14 protein-coding genes are annotated in these 13,258 nt (G+C 71.6%); 8 read left to right on the top strand and 6 right to left on the bottom strand.

Annotation, left to right across the window (positions count from 1 at the left end; genetic code table 11):
* Window positions 1-154: 154 nt before the first annotated feature.
* The 3 genes from ACWEJ6_RS38670 to ACWEJ6_RS38660 all read left to right on the top strand — a co-directional run bounded on the left by ACWEJ6_RS38670 (window position 155) and on the right by ACWEJ6_RS38660 (window position 2,797).
* Window positions 155-1,165: an aldo/keto reductase gene (locus tag ACWEJ6_RS38670; protein WP_452430291.1), complete on the top strand. Its 1,011-nt coding sequence runs from the start codon at window positions 155-157 to the stop codon at window positions 1,163-1,165.
* On the top strand, window positions 1,165-1,764 hold the full coding sequence (locus tag ACWEJ6_RS38665) for a TetR family transcriptional regulator (protein ID WP_452430289.1): 600 nt from the start codon (window positions 1,165-1,167) through the stop codon (window positions 1,762-1,764). The genes ACWEJ6_RS38670 and ACWEJ6_RS38665 overlap by 1 nt, the downstream gene beginning before the upstream one ends.
* A gap of 97 nt (window positions 1,765-1,861) precedes the next feature.
* A complete protein-coding gene (locus ACWEJ6_RS38660; RefSeq protein WP_452430287.1) occupies window positions 1,862-2,797 on the top strand; it encodes an NADP-dependent oxidoreductase in 936 nt (311 codons plus the stop codon).
* A 351-nt stretch (window positions 2,798-3,148) separates the two neighbouring features.
* On the opposite strand, the gene ACWEJ6_RS38655 is transcribed toward ACWEJ6_RS38660, so the two are convergent.
* The 3 genes from ACWEJ6_RS38655 to ACWEJ6_RS38645 form a co-directional block, all read right to left on the bottom strand.
* Window positions 3,149-3,880, bottom strand: a complete 732-nt coding sequence (locus ACWEJ6_RS38655; RefSeq protein ID WP_452430285.1) for a hypothetical protein — start codon at window positions 3,878-3,880, stop codon at window positions 3,149-3,151.
* Window positions 3,881-3,990: 110 nt separating this feature from the next.
* The gene (locus ACWEJ6_RS38650) at window positions 3,991-5,967 is read right to left on the bottom strand and encodes a sigma-70 family RNA polymerase sigma factor (protein WP_452430283.1); all 1,977 of its coding nucleotides are present in this window, start codon (window positions 5,965-5,967) and stop codon (window positions 3,991-3,993) included.
* A complete protein-coding gene (locus ACWEJ6_RS38645; RefSeq protein ID WP_387683120.1) occupies window positions 5,967-6,281 on the bottom strand; it encodes a YciI family protein in 315 nt (104 codons plus the stop codon). The genes ACWEJ6_RS38650 and ACWEJ6_RS38645 overlap by 1 nt, the downstream gene beginning before the upstream one ends.
* Window positions 6,282-6,344: 63 nt before the next feature.
* On the opposite strand from ACWEJ6_RS38645, the gene ACWEJ6_RS38640 reads away from it, so the two are divergent.
* The gene (locus ACWEJ6_RS38640; protein ID WP_452430280.1) at window positions 6,345-6,998 is read left to right on the top strand and encodes a DUF998 domain-containing protein; all 654 of its coding nucleotides are present in this window, start codon (window positions 6,345-6,347) and stop codon (window positions 6,996-6,998) included.
* 229 nt (window positions 6,999-7,227) lie between these two features.
* Here ACWEJ6_RS38640 and ACWEJ6_RS38635 read toward each other — a convergent pair whose 3' ends face one another.
* Window positions 7,228-8,088 (bottom strand): aminoglycoside phosphotransferase family protein, encoded by an 861-nt coding sequence (locus tag ACWEJ6_RS38635; protein WP_452430278.1) that lies wholly within the window; start codon window positions 8,086-8,088, stop codon window positions 7,228-7,230.
* 245 nt (window positions 8,089-8,333) lie between these two features.
* Here ACWEJ6_RS38635 and ACWEJ6_RS38630 point away from each other — a divergent pair, with 245 nt between their 5' ends.
* The 3 genes from ACWEJ6_RS38630 (at window position 8,334) to ACWEJ6_RS38620 (ending at window position 10,771) form a co-directional block, all read left to right on the top strand.
* Window positions 8,334-8,909 (top strand): GNAT family N-acetyltransferase, encoded by a 576-nt coding sequence (locus ACWEJ6_RS38630; protein WP_452430276.1) that lies wholly within the window; start codon window positions 8,334-8,336, stop codon window positions 8,907-8,909.
* Window positions 8,910-9,515: 606 nt separating this feature from the next.
* Complete coding sequence (locus tag ACWEJ6_RS38625; RefSeq protein ID WP_452430273.1) at window positions 9,516-9,977, top strand: nucleoside deaminase; 462 nt, start codon at window positions 9,516-9,518, stop codon at window positions 9,975-9,977.
* A 242-nt stretch (window positions 9,978-10,219) separates the two neighbouring features.
* Window positions 10,220-10,771 carry a DUF2165 family protein gene (locus ACWEJ6_RS38620; RefSeq protein WP_358299645.1) on the top strand — a complete coding sequence of 184 codons (552 nt, stop codon included), beginning with the start codon at window positions 10,220-10,222 and terminating at the stop codon, window positions 10,769-10,771.
* Window positions 10,772-10,789: 18 nt separating this feature from the next.
* Here the strand turns inward: ACWEJ6_RS38620 and ACWEJ6_RS38615 are convergent, their stop codons facing one another.
* Window positions 10,790-11,353, bottom strand: coding sequence for a TetR/AcrR family transcriptional regulator (locus ACWEJ6_RS38615; protein WP_452430271.1), 564 nt, complete (start codon window positions 11,351-11,353; stop codon window positions 10,790-10,792).
* Window positions 11,354-11,504: 151 nt separating this feature from the next.
* On the opposite strand from ACWEJ6_RS38615, the gene ACWEJ6_RS38610 reads away from it, so the two are divergent.
* On the top strand, window positions 11,505-12,314 hold the full coding sequence (locus ACWEJ6_RS38610; protein WP_452430269.1) for a nuclear transport factor 2 family protein: 810 nt from the start codon (window positions 11,505-11,507) through the stop codon (window positions 12,312-12,314).
* 110 nt (window positions 12,315-12,424) lie between these two features.
* On the opposite strand, the gene ACWEJ6_RS38605 is transcribed toward ACWEJ6_RS38610, so the two are convergent.
* Window positions 12,425-13,258 (bottom strand): proprotein convertase P-domain-containing protein (locus tag ACWEJ6_RS38605; RefSeq protein WP_452430267.1); only part of this gene is annotated, 834 nt, incomplete at its 5' end.

The following is a 13,258-nucleotide window of genomic DNA, read 5'->3' as shown; positions in this document are numbered from 1 at the left end:
GCATCTCGACGGAGATATGTCACTAACAATCCCGCGTACCCGATTTGCCGGAGGAGGGCTGCCCCACCAAGGCCTTCCGCCCGCGATCGCGCCCCCCAAGGTGTCAGGTTACAAGTTTTGACATCTGTTACCGATCCGGCTTAGCGTTTCTCGTATGGAGCAGAGAACCTTCGGCACCGACGTCTGCGTGGGGGCGGTCGGCCTCGGTTGTGCGGGCATGTCCGGCGCGTACGGACCCAGCGCCGACGAGCAGAGCATCGCGACGCTTCGCCACGCGCTCGACGCCGGGATCACGTTCATCGACACGGCCGACCACTACGGGATGGGGCACAACGAGACGCTCATCGGGCAGGCGCTGCGACCCGCCGATCGCGACCGCGCCGTGGTGAGCGTGAAGTTCGGCGCGTTGTTCGGCGTGGACGGCAGCATGCGCGGCATCAACGGCCGGCCGGACGCGATCCCGAACTTCCTGGGCTACTCGCTCCAACGGCTGGGCACCGACTACGTGGACATCTATCGCCCGGCCAGGCTGGACCCGGCCGTCCCGATCGAGGAGACCGTCGGCGCCGTCGCCGAGATGGTACAGAAGGGCTACGTGCGCGGCATCGGGCTGTCCGAGGTCGGCGCCGAGACGATCCGCCGCGCCCACGCCGTGCACCCGATCACCGACGTCCAGATCGAGTACTCACTGTTCAGCCGCGGCGTCGAGGACGAGATCCTGCCCACCTGCCGAGAGCTGGGCATCGGCGTCACCGCCTACGGGGTGCTCGCCCAAGGAATGCTGACCGGGACGTGGCGACCGTCGGCCGGCGACGCACGGCATCGCGGGCACCTGCCCCGCTTCGCCGCCGGCAACATCGAGACCAACCTCGCGCTGGTCGAGCGGCTGCGGGAGATCGCCACCTCCCGCAGCGCCACGGTCGCGCAACTCGCGATCGCGTGGGTGCTGGCTCAGGGTCGCGCGCATCGGGACATCGTCGCGCTGGTCGGGGCCGGCCGACCGCGCAGCGTCACCGAGGCGGTGGACGCCGCCGGCCTGCGGCTGACCGAGGACGACCTGGACGCGATCGAGCAGGCCGTCCCCCGAGGGGCGGCCGCGGGAGAACGCTACGCCCCCGCCCTGCTCGCGCTACTGGACAGCGAACGAACCGGCGGCAGGCGCTGATGCCCGCCCGAACCCCGCTGGACGCGAACGCCATCCTGGCCGCCACCGAGGAGATCCTGCGCCGCCACGGACCGGACAAGGCAACGGTCGTCGACGTCGCCCGGGCTCTCGGGGTCAGCCACGCCGCCGTCTACAAGCACTTCCCCTCCAAGCAGGCGCTGCGCGAGGCCGTGACCCGGCGCTGGCTCGACCGCAACCGTGACGCCCTCGCCGTCATCGCCGCCGACCGCGCGGTCCCGCCGGCGCGGCGGCTGCGCGCCTGGCTGCACGCCGTCCTGGCCGTGAAGCAGGCCAAGATTCGCGAGGACCCGGAGCTGTTCGCCGCCTATGGAATCCTCGCGGCCGCGCACAGCAGCGTCGCCACCGACCACGTCGCCGACCTCCTGGGCCAGCTGACAGCCATCATCGCCGACGGCGCCGCCGACGGCAGCCTCCGCACCGGCGACGCGCAGGCCACCGCCCACGTGGTCTTCAACGCCACTGCCAAGTTCCACCACCTCGCCCACGCGGCCGAATGGCAGAACCCCGGCATCGGCGCCGAACTCGACGAGGTGTGCAGCCTGCTGCTGGAGGGTCTGCACGCCCCCACATCGCCGTAGCCGAACCGGGTCGGCCAGACGCCGCGACTCGTCGGCGGCGCGGCCGGACCGTGCCCATCGCCGCCCAGGCGGCGACGAACAAGGAGGACGAACGACCATGGTCCAGGCAATCGGAGTGACGCAGCCAGGCGGACCGGACGCTCTCGGCGAGTTCGACCTGGTGGCCGAACCGATCGGTCCCGGTCAGGTCAGGATCGGGGTGAGCAGTGCCACGGTGAACCCGGCCGACGCGATGATCCGTTCTCGTCCGCGGCAGGACGAGGCGGACGCGGTGCGGGTGCCGGGCATGGAGGTTGCCGGCGTGATCACCGAGATCGGTCCCGCCGTCGAGCGTCCGTTCACGATCGGGGACGCCGTCATGGCCATCGTGGTGCCCTCAGGTGCGCACGGCGGCTACCGGGCAGACCTCGTCGTGTCGGCGCGCTCGGTGGCGAAGATCCCGGCCGGGCTCTCGGACGTCCAGGCCGCCACCATCCCGATGAACGGGCTCACCGCCCGGCTCGCACTCGACACGCTGGCGCTCCCGGCCGGCGCGACGGTCGCCGTCACCGGCGCAGCGGGCACCGTCGGCGGGTACGTCGTCCAGCTCGCCAAGCAGGCCGGGCTGGTCGTCGTGGCCGACGCCGCCCAGCGGGACGAGACGTTCGTCCGCGAGTGCGGAGCCGACGAAGTCGTGCCGCGGGGCGACGACTTCGCCGCAATGGTCCGCCGTCACCACCCGGGTGGCGTGGACGGGCTCGTCGACGCGGCCGTGCTGGAGGCCGCCGTGCTGCCTGTGGTCAAGGACGGCGGCACCGTCGTCACCGTCCGCGGTTACCAGGGTGACGGGACCGACCGGGTCCGCGTCGTCCCGATCTTCGTCCGCGACTACGCCGAGGCCGCGGCCGAGCTCGACCGGCTCGCCGAAATCGCCGGTGAGGGACGGCTCACCGTCCGCGTGGCCGGCGAACTGCCGGCCTCCCGAGCCGCCGAGGCGCATCGCTCGCTCGAACGGCGCGGCGTTCGCGGGCGGTTCGTCCTGCGGTTCGGCTGACCGGCGCAACTGCTGGAGGACGAGCCGGCCCTGGTTGAGGCCGCGCGCGGGAACGGCCGGTCATGGCACGAGATCGGGACGCTGCTCGGCGTGCCGGTGACTGCAGCGAAGACGCGTCCGGCGAAGATCCGGCGCGCCATCAAGGACCTGAATCGGCCAGATCAGCTTCCGGTGGGGCCGCTGGACGGCGGGGAACGCCCGGCCAAGGCCGCCGACCACATCCCGCCAGGGCCGGCCGGGGCATGGGCGTTCGAGCCCGAACTGGACGGATTCCGCGGCATCGTCCTGGTCGACGGCGAACAGGGCTTGCGGGGTGGAAGCGCCATATCGGCACCGGCCTGGAGCTGGCCGTCAAAAGTGCGGGCATGGCTGTTGATCGGCGGTCCAGGGGCTGGTGCTGCGGCGCCGGTATCGCTGATAGAAGCCCTGAGCGTGCGCGTACTGGCCGGTGGTGTACCAGGTCAGGCTCGGGTGGCGGGTCTCCAGCTCGCGCAGGGCCAGCGTGCCGAACCCGCAGCACTGCCACTCGGGCGAGAAACTGATCTTCTTGAGCAGGCCGACTCCGCACGGCTCACAGATCGCGTACCGGACGCGTCCGAACGAACCCTCTTCACCCGCGGCGATCGAGAACTCATACGACACGGTCGGCCCGTCATCCGACCCTCGGCGACGGCCCGGCGTGGCCGCGGCCCGCGCGATCGCCTCTGCTCGGGCACGGCTGGCCGCCTCGTACAGGCTCCATCCCAGATCGGTGTCCAACTCGGCGATGACGATCTCGCCCCAGCCCGTCACCTCGACGCTCTCCTGTGCCAGGAAAGCGGCCAGACGGGCCTTCCACGCCTCAGCGAACAGGGCCGGTCCGCGATGCTCGCCGTCCTGCTCGGCCACCGTCTGCTGGAAGGACTCACGGACGATCGCCTGCATCGCCCCCCGCCGCATGCGCCGCTCGACATCGTCGTCCCGCGACGCGCCCGCGGCCATCCCCCGGATCCGGGCGACCAAGCCGCGCAGCCCCGCCGGCGGCGGGGGCGCCGCTTGCGGCCACGACTCGGGCAGAGACTTCCACAGCAGGCGCACCAGCATGCCAGCACCGTAACCGGTGGCGAGTTCCCCGCCATGAGGTTTGCCGAGTCGGTGTCAGCCGCTGGGGATCCGAGCCGGCTGGTCAGCGCCCGCGACGGTGCGTTGCTGGGTCACCGCGTTGCTGTGCGTGGTGCTGGTGCCGAGCGGCGTACGGACGCTGCGAGCTGGTGCAGGGTGAAGCCGCCCGAGGCCTGCTTGAACAGGTACTCGGCGCGTTCGTAGGACAGGCGGCGTCTGCCGGTCTCGGGGCACAGGTCGGCCGGGTCCGGCGTCCGGGCGGGGGCGGGCCTGCGGTCGGCCAGGAAGAGGGGGCCGCGGGTCCGGCCCGCGACCAGCTCCTCCAGCAGGGGCGCGGCGCCGTCGCCCCACGTGATCGTAGCCGCGCGGCGGGCGGGCAGGTCGAGGTCCTCGACGTTGAGCGTGAGGACGGCGGCGGCCGAGGCGCCCGACTCGTGCACCAGCCGCCACAGTGCCCTCTCCCGCGTCGACGGGTGCCGCCAGAGCGCGGCCAGTGCCCGGTCGTCGACGGCGGGGCGTCTCCTGCGGTCGTCGTGCTTCCTGGGCAGCTCGGCCGTCAGGTCGCCGAGGCCCGCCCACGCGCCGAACGACCGTACGGCCGCGCGGTGGCGGTTCCAGGTTCTGGGCGCGGCCGTGCTCCAGGCGGCGGCGAACACCCTGGCCACCAGGGCGGGGGTGATGTCGGCCAGCGGCGTGGCGGCCCCCAGGTCCAGGCTCAGCCGTCGCAACGTCTGCCCGTACGACCGGATCGTCCCGGCGTCCAGGTCCGTACGTGCCAGGAACCGGTCCGCCGCGTCGCCGAGCAGGGCCATGTCCCCAGTGCCCGCCGTACGGGCGAGGGGGGAGGCGGTGCGGTGGCGGGCGGCGCGGGCGAGGAGGAAGGCGCGTTCGGCGGCGTTGCGGGTGAGGGCGGCGGCCCGCTCGAACGCCGTCGCGGCCTCGGTGTCACGTCCCGCCCGCGCCAGCAGGTCGCCGTGGACGGCGGACAGCGGCGGGTAGTCCCGCAGCGCCGGGTCCGACAGCAGCGGGTCCATCAGCGCCAGCCCCGCCTCCGGCCCGGTCGCCATGCCGACGGCGACCGCCTGGTTGAGCCGGACCACCGGCGAGGGCAGCAGCCGTACCAGCGGGCCGTAGAGGGCCGCGATCCGCTCCCAGTCCGTGTCGGCCGCCCCGGCCGCCTGCGCGTGACACACCGCGATCGCCGCCTGAAGGACGTACGGCCCGAGCCCTCCGCCCGCCTCCCGCGCCCTCAGCATGGAGGCGAACCCGCGCGCGATCAGCTCCCGGTCCCACCGTCCCCGATCCTGCTCGTGCAGTTGCACCAGCTCCCCCGACGGCCCGGTACGGGCGTCCGCGCGCGACTGCTGGATCTCCATCAGCGCCACCAGCCCGTGCACCTCGGACTCGCCCGGCGCCAGCCCGGCCAGCAGCCGTCCGAGCCGTAGCGCCTCCAGCGCCAGGGCGGGCCGCGTCAGGTCCTCGCCCGCCGTGGCCGAGTAACCCTCGTTGAAGATCAGGTAGATGACCTCCAGCACGGACGCCAGCCGTACGGCCAGCTCGGGCCCCTGCGGCAGCTCGAACGGCACCCCCTCGTCGGCGAGCGTGCGCTTGGCGCGCGCGACGCGTCCGGCCACGACCGCCTCCCGCACCAGGAAGGCGCGGGCGATCTCCGCGGTGGTCAGGCCGCCGAGCAGCCGCAGCGTCAGCGCGGTCCGCTCCTCGGCGGGCAGCACGGGATGGCTGGAGACGAACATCAGCCGCAATACGTCGTCGCCGGCCTCGGCCTGTTCCGGCCGTTCGCGGTCTCCGGGCTGCTCGGGCTCAAGGTCGCGGCGCGCGTGGTCCTGCCGCCTGGTGCGGCGCAGGTGGTCGAGGGCGCGCCGCTTGGCGGTGGTCGTCAGCCACGCGCCCGGCCTGTCCGGTACGCCGTCACGGGGCCAGGTCTCCAGCGCGGCGACCAGCGCGTCCTGGGCGAACTCCTCGGCCAGGCCCACGTCGCCGAGCATCAGGGCCAGCCCGGCGACGATCCGCGCGGACTCCTCCCGCCAGACCGTCGTGACGGCGTCCATCAGTAGATCTGGCGCATGTGGCACTCGCCGTCGCCGACGACCGCGAAGAAGCGCCGCGAGACCTCCAGCGCCTCCTCCCGCGAACCGACCTCGACCAGCGCGAAGCCGCCCGCCATCTCCTTGGCCTCGGCGAAGGGCCCGTCGGTCACGGTCAGCTCGCCGCCCGCGGACCTGAGCACGGTGCCGCCCAGCTCCATGCCTCCGGTGGCGAGCAGCACGCCCGCCTCGGTGAGCTCCTGGATGAACCTGCCCATCTCGACGTGCAGCGTCTCGTCGTCGCGCCGCTCGCTCACGTTCGTCAGCAGAAATCTCATGTGCGTTCCCTGTCACATCGCTCGTTCGTCGCGTATGCAGTAGAACACGAAAGGACACGGCACATGACCGCCATCGCCCCCACCTCCCCCACCACCTCCTCGACCCGCACCCTGCTGGCCGCGGGCTCCGTCGCCGCTCCCCTGTGGACGGCGGTCAACCTGGCCCAGGTGCTCACCCGTGAGGGCTTCGACATCGTCCGCCACCCGCTCAGCCAGCTGTCGGTCGGGTCGCTCGGCTGGGTCCAGGTGGCCGACTTCCTGGTCGTCGGGGCGCTGGTGATCGCCGGCTCGTACGGGCTGCGCCGGACCGTCCCCGGCCGGTGGCTGCCCCGCCTCCTGCTGGTCAACGGCATCGGGATGATCCTCGCGGGGATCTTCCGGATGGACGCCGGCGACGGCTTCCCCGTCGGCACCCCCGCGGGCCCGCCCGCGACGATGAGCTGGCACGCCGGGCTGCACATGGCCTCCGGCTCGATCGCCTTCATCGCCCTGGCGGCGGCCTGCTTCGTGCTCGGCCGCCACTTCTCCCGGGCCGCAGCTGCGGGCTCGGCCGTCGCGTCCTTCCTGGCGGGCGTGGCCGTCATCGCCGGGAACGGCTGGACGATGAGCGGCGGCCAAGGGGGTTCGGTGTCCCTGGCCGTCGGCGTGACCAGCGCGATGTTGTGGGTGTCGGCGGTCGCCTTCCGGCTGCGCCGCCGGGGCTCTGTCACCTGGTAGCAGGCTTGCTGATCCGCGGCGCCACCGACCGCCCGGGCCGCGGAGATCCTGGCGCTGAACGTCGAGGACGGTGCCGGCCGTCTTCGCCTCATCGGCTGCCAAGTCGGGGCTTGACCGACAAGGGAACGGCCGGTGGCGACCGACAAGCCGTCGCAGCCCCCCGTTGCGCGCGGCGAACTCGCCGCCGACAACCGAGCCACGCTGCTCTGTCAGGTGCTGCGTTACACCTCTAGGTGAGAAGCACCTGGTCGAGGACGTGTTCGCCGATGGCCGCCATGCTGGGGTTGTCGGCCGAGTGGGCGGCCAGAGCGGTGCCCATGACGAGGGCCCAGCCTCGTGCGCGTTCCCAGGTCATCTCGTCAGCGTCCACGTGCGATCGGAAGACGTCGCGCGCGTTCTCGTCGAACACCAGCCACGCGGCGGCAAGGTCGGTGGCGGGATCGCCGCTGGTGAGGTCGCCGAAGTCCAGGACAGCCGCCAGCTCTTCCCCGTTGAGCAGGAGGTTTCCCGGGTGCGGATCGCCGTGGAGCCAGAGCGCGGGGCCCTGCCAGGGCGGGAGGGCGGCCAGCTTCTCCCAGAGGGGGAGAAGGTCAGCTGATCGGGAAATGGACTGTAGGCGTTGCCGTACCACTTCGTCGCGGGCGGTGAGCGGGACGCCGCGGACGGGGTTACGCGGCGCCTCAGGCGGTGCGGGCCGGTGGAGGCCTGTCATGAAGTCGGCCAGCGGAACGGCGATGCCGGAGCGGTCGGGCGGCGGCACGTCGGCGACCGTGCGGCCTTCGAACCAGGGCGCGATCGTCCACGGCCACGGGTAGCCCTCGCCGGGCACGCCGACCCGGACGGGGATGGGCAGTGCGACCTCGACGTACTCGGCCAGGACCGGCAGCCAGCGTTGCTCGTTGACGATGAGGTCGACGGCGACCTGGCGGCGCGGCAGCCGTACGGACAGGTCCGTCCCCAGGCGGTAGATGACGTTGTCCCAGCCGTTGGCGACGGGGGTGAGCGGGCCTGCCAGATCCGCGTGCTGCACGCGGATCAGGCGGTCGACAAGGTCGACGTCGATGTCGGCTTCCGCCGCCGGGGTGTTCATGCCGCAACGATAGTGCGGGATGTCCTTGACAGACGGAGGCGCCGAATCCGGACATGCCTGGTTGTCTCCGTGGTGCGCTTGGCGACCCAGTGTGAGGGCAGCCTGTCTGCCGACCGACGGCGGCCGCGCTGGTCGCTTCGGTGTCCTGTCGGTTGCTGGAGGGCGATCGCCGTGTCGTTCTCGGAGACGTCGTCCGCGATAATTCGTTTGTGTGTCACCACAGCCCGCTGTCACCATGAGGGCCCATGCGCCACCCTCTTGACACGCTGGACTGGCCGATTTCCACCGAGCGGCTGCTGTTGCGCCGAGCTGCCCCCGACGACCTGGACGCGACCTGGGCCTACCGGCAGCTGCCGGAGACCCAGGAATGGATCGCGGCCGCCACAAAGACCTACGACGACTACCGTGAGCGTTTCCTCAGCGCGGAGCGGCTCGCAGACCTGCTCATCATCGAACTGGACGGCCGGGTGATCGGCGACCTGACACTGAGGGTCCAGGACGCTTGGGCCCAGGAAGAGGTCGCTGACCAGGCGAGAAGCGTCCAAGGAGAGCTCGGGTGGACGCTCGATCCCGCCTACGGCGGCAAGGGCTACGCCACCGAAGCGGTGCGCGCCCTCATCGACATCTCCTTCAGGAGTCTTGGCCTGCGCCGCCTGCACGCGGACTGCTTCTACGACAACGAATCCTCGTGGCGGCTGATGGAGCGGGTCGGGATGCGCCGCGAACAGCACACGGTGAGAGACTCACTCCACCGCACCAAGGGATGGCTCGACGGTCTCTCATACGCGCTCCTGGCCGAGGAATGGCCCGCTCAGGAGTGATGACGGCGGAGACGCCTGTGAGCCCTCGCCGGGACGAAGATCAGGCTGTCACTCGTGCACGCGGCCCCTCTCCTGCCTGCGCTGCGGCAGGAACCCAAGGACGCCACCGCGCCGGCACGGCTCAGTGCGTGGGGTGAAGCGCGGTGAGAGGCGCCGGACTTCGGATCTCGCAGAGTCCGTGACCGGTCCCAGGGTCAGGGGTCGGCCGAAGAAGTGATCAGTGTGCGGGCAGCCGCTCCGTCCCGGCGACACCGACGGCATGGTCGCCCGCAATCTCGGCGAGGTCTGCGGGCCGCCAGGGCCGCCTCGCCCTGGCCGTGCACCGTGAGACCGGCCACCGTCCGGGAGAGGTCCGCGTCGCCCCGATCCGTGACTGTGCCGAGGCCGCGGCCGAGCTCGACCGGCTCGCCGAACTCGCCGGTGAGGGACGGCTCACCGTCCGCGCCCGCCGCCCGCACACCGGGACCCTCGCCAAGGTCGCCGAGCTCCTGGCGCCCCGTCGCCGGTCGCCACCGTTGTTTTGCTGCGATCAGCCTTCTCCAAGGCCGTGGACGGGGATGACAACTTCCAGCAGACCGGACCATCACCTTCGCCGGGAGGGCAGTCATGAAGGACGGGCCGCCGTGGCCGGACGACGACGCCATGATGCAGATCGCGATCGAGCAGGCGCGGACGGGGTTCGATCAGGGCGGGATCCCCGTCGGCGCGGTGCTCGCCACTCCCACCGCCCTGCTCGGGGCGGGTCACAACGAGCGCGTCCAGCGAGGTGATCCGACGGCGCACGGCGAGATGGCCTGCCTGCGCGACGCGGGATCGCGATCCTCCTACGCCGGCACGACGCTGTACACGACGTTGTCGCCGTGCCCGATGTGCAGCGGGGCGATCATCCTGTTCCAGATCCCGCGGGTGGTCATCGCCGAACGGGTGACCTACGCGGGGGACGTCGGCTTCCTGCGCGGACACGGCGTCGACGTCGAGGTCCGGGCCGATGAGCGGTGCATCGCGCTGATGTCGGAGTTCCAACGGCGCTCGCCCCGGCTGTGGAGCGACGACATCGGCGGCCGGTGAGCCGCGTCCGGGACCGCTCGCGCCGCTCGGCGCGAGCCTGCGCCTTTATGTGTGCTTTGCGGAGTCGGCTACTATGAGTCACGTTGTTCCACCTCAGGCTGAGGGGCCCGCGACGTCGCCGCCAGTGACGGAGCCAGTGGAGCGGCCCGGCGAGTTCCTCCACGCCGGGCGAGCGGGCCCCGTGGATCTTTCCCCTGTGCAGGACACCTCCTCTGGGCTCGTGTGCTCATTCGATCTCAGAGATGTCAAAGGAAAGAACCTTGGCCCGCTTCGACACCATCGTCGCCCTTCGCCTGGCGAAGGCGCTGCTCACCTTCACCGTCGGCGGCTTCGCGCTGCTCGTCGTGTTCGGCAACCTCACCGACTACGGCACGAACTTCGAGTTCGTCCGGCACGTGCTGGCCATGGACGCGCAGAAGCCCGAGCTCGCCGCGGTCAGCCAGATCAACTACCGCGCCATCCCGTGGACGTGGGCGCATCACGTCGCCTACGTCGGCGTCATCCTCACCGAGGCGGTCATCATGGTGACCTGTCTCGTGTCGGCCTGGCAGCAGGTCAGGGCCGTCGGCCGCGACGACGCGGCCTTCCAGCGGTCCAAGCGGTGGGGCGTCGTCGGTTGCACGGTCGCCCTGCTGCTGTGGTTCTTCGGCTTCCAGGCCATCGGCGGCGAGTGGTTCGGCATGTGGATGAACGGCACCTGGAACGGCATCCCCGACGCGGTGCGGCTGTGCACCTACATCGGGATCGTGCTGGTCTTCCTCAGCCTCCGCAATGACGCCCGCGAGAACGCCTGACCCGATCGCCGGCAAGGGTCATGGCCGGACGTCGCCGTGGCGGAGCCCGTTCAGCAGGAGGGTGAGCAGGCGGTCGGCGCGCGCCGGGCTGTCGGGGGTGTCCTGGGCGGCCCAGGCGATCGCGCCGACCATCCTCAGCACGTCCGCGTCGTCCGCCTCGGCGACGATCGCGCCTGCCCGCCGCGCCCTGGCCAGCAACGCGGCTCCCACCTCGAACATCTGCGCGTGCCAGTTCGCCACCGGGTCGGTCTCGCGATCAAGCGCCGCGTTCATCACGGCCGCCGACAGACCTCGATAGGTCAGGCCGTGCGCGAGCGCGGCACGCAACCACCCGGACACCGCGTCGAACGCGTTCTCGGCCGCCAGCAGCCGGTGGCCGAGGTCGACCAGGTCGGCCATCTGCCCGGCGAGCACCGCCTCGATGAGATCCAGCCGGGTGGGGAAATGCCGATAGAGCGTCCCGCTGGCCACCCCTGCCCGCCGGGCGATCTCGTCCAGGGAGGCGTCGACGCCGGACTCGGCGAACGCGATTCTCGCCTGCTCGACCAGCTGCTCGTAGTTGCGCCGGGCGTCCGCGCGCATCGGACGCCCCTCGCGGGATCGTGGATCGTGGCCTGCCGTCACGGTCGCCCATCCTTGCTTACCGGGGACACAGTCCGCTACCGTGCCCACGTAACCGGACTATGCCTCACCTTACTGGCGTGGCTCACCCGGAGCATGGAGGGCCGCCCCCATGGCGCTGACGGAACAAGACAGAACCGACATCACCGACGTGATCCATCTTCACGGCCACCTCACCGACGCCGGCGAGCTGGACCGGGCCGACGAGCTGTTCACCCCGGACGTCGTCTACGACCTGGACGACTTCGGCCTCGGCTGCCTGCACGGGATCGCCGCCGTCCGCGCGGCCGCGTTCGCGGTGGGCGACGCCAACCCGGTCGGCCATCACGTCACCAACATTTTGATCACGCCGATCGACGATCGTTCGGCCCGGGTCCGGTCCAAGGGGATCGGCATCAAGGCCGACGGAACGGCCGGCAGCGTCGTCTACGACGACGTCCTCATCCGCCGATCCGACGGCTGGCGGATCAGCCGCCGCAGGGTGACCGCCCGGCGGGCGGCGCTCGACGGGCAGGAAGCCGGTCCGCGTGCGGTGCTGGAACGCTGGCGCCGGGCCGCCGTCACGCGGTCCGCCGACGAGCTGCGGCGCCTCTACGCCCTCGACGCGGTCCACGAGTTCCCGTTCACCGGCCCGGGTCTGCCGTCCCGGCTCGCGGGCCGGGACGAGATCGTGAACTGGATCACCGCGGGCTGGCGGGACCACCCGCTGACGTACGAGCGCTACCGCACCCTCGCCGTCCATGACACCGGCGATCCGGGAACGATCGTCGTCGAGCAGGAGGCCCTCGGGACCAGCGCGGCCACCGGCGAGTTCGCGCTGCCCAACCTGATCGTCCTCACCGTTCGCGAGGGGCGGATCACCCGTCTGCGCGACTACGTCAACCTCTCAGCAGCCGCGGCCGCCATGGGCGGGGACATCTGAACGGCGGCCCGCCCGGACGAACCCGGAACTCGGCGCGCGCATCCGCCGGCGACGTGAAGGAGCCCCGGCCGGAGGACCGGCCGGGGCTCGCCACCTCTGATTGACGACGCTCAGAGCGTGATGCTCCAGGTGTCCAGGAATCCGGTGTCACCGGCGTAGACGTCCCTGATGTCGAGCGTCCAGGTGCCGGCGGCCTGCTGGCTGACCGGGACCGAGAAGGTCCTGGTGCCGTACTGCGTGCAGCTGGTGCCACCGTAGGCGTCGACCAGGTAGAAGGTGCCGTTCGGGCCGCGGAGCCGGATGTTCAGGTCCTCGGCGCAGGTGTGGCTGATCGTGATGGACAACTTCACCGGGGAGACCGCGGTGCCCGTCGCGTTGGACGTGATCGAGCTCTGGGTGGTGGAGTAGTCCCTGATCTGGTAGTCGGTGTTGTTGGTGAACGTCCGGCCGGGGCCGCCGGTGCCGACCGTGAGGGTGTAGGTCGCGGTGTGCGTGGTGGAGCCGGTGCCCGTGATGGTGATCGGGTAGGTGCCCTGGGCGGTGGAGGCGCCGACCGACAGGGTCAGCGTGGAGGAGTTGCCGGAGGTCACCGAGGCCGGGTTGAAGCTGGCGGTGGTGCCGCTGGGCAGTCCGGAGGCGGTGAGGTTGACGGTCTGGGCGCTGCCCGAGGTCGTCTGGGTGTTGACCGTGGTCGTGGTGGTGGCGCCGGGCTGGGCGCTGCCGGAGGACGGGTTGAGCGACAGCGAGAAGTCGGGGCCGGCGGTGCCGCAGGCGGGCTCGCCGGAGGCGGCGGCGACGCTGACGGCGCTCCAGGCGGCCTTGGTGCTGTTGCACTCGGCGCTGTTGGCGCCGTACAGCTCGATGGCCGCGGCCACGGAGGCCGAGCGGATGTTGGCGTAACGCCAGGAGGAGGTCTTGCGGTTCAGGGCCCCCATGTAGATCTT

Source organism: Nonomuraea sp. NPDC004702 (assembly GCF_053601695.1).
The sequence above is the reverse complement of the archived record's forward strand: the minus strand, read 5'-3'. Positions and strand labels throughout refer to the sequence as shown.

Excerpts from the sequence above, each read along its gene's own strand:
- ACWEJ6_RS38620 (WP_358299645.1), top strand. The coding sequence starts at position 10,220 with ATGTCAAAGGAAAGAACCTTGGCCCGCTTCGACACCATCGTCGCCCTT.
- ACWEJ6_RS38645 (WP_387683120.1), bottom strand. The coding sequence starts at position 6,281 with ATGAGATTTCTGCTGACGAACGTGAGCGAGCGGCGCGACGACGAGACG.
- ACWEJ6_RS38615 (WP_452430271.1), bottom strand. The coding sequence starts at position 11,353 with ATGCGCGCGGACGCCCGGCGCAACTACGAGCAGCTGGTCGAGCAGGCG.
- ACWEJ6_RS38630 (WP_452430276.1), top strand. The coding sequence starts at position 8,334 with ATGCGCCACCCTCTTGACACGCTGGACTGGCCGATTTCCACCGAGCGG.
- ACWEJ6_RS38655 (WP_452430285.1), bottom strand. The coding sequence starts at position 3,880 with ATGCTGGTGCGCCTGCTGTGGAAGTCTCTGCCCGAGTCGTGGCCGCAA.
- ACWEJ6_RS38660 (WP_452430287.1), top strand. The coding sequence starts at position 1,862 with ATGGTCCAGGCAATCGGAGTGACGCAGCCAGGCGGACCGGACGCTCTC.
- ACWEJ6_RS38670 (WP_452430291.1), top strand. The coding sequence starts at position 155 with ATGGAGCAGAGAACCTTCGGCACCGACGTCTGCGTGGGGGCGGTCGGC.
- ACWEJ6_RS38610 (WP_452430269.1), top strand. The coding sequence starts at position 11,505 with ATGGCGCTGACGGAACAAGACAGAACCGACATCACCGACGTGATCCAT.
- ACWEJ6_RS38665 (WP_452430289.1), top strand. The coding sequence starts at position 1,165 with ATGCCCGCCCGAACCCCGCTGGACGCGAACGCCATCCTGGCCGCCACC.
- ACWEJ6_RS38635 (WP_452430278.1), bottom strand. The coding sequence starts at position 8,088 with ATGAACACCCCGGCGGCGGAAGCCGACATCGACGTCGACCTTGTCGAC.
- ACWEJ6_RS38625 (WP_452430273.1), top strand. The coding sequence starts at position 9,516 with ATGAAGGACGGGCCGCCGTGGCCGGACGACGACGCCATGATGCAGATC.
- ACWEJ6_RS38650 (WP_452430283.1), bottom strand. The coding sequence starts at position 5,967 with ATGGACGCCGTCACGACGGTCTGGCGGGAGGAGTCCGCGCGGATCGTC.
- ACWEJ6_RS38640 (WP_452430280.1), top strand. The coding sequence starts at position 6,345 with ATGACCGCCATCGCCCCCACCTCCCCCACCACCTCCTCGACCCGCACC.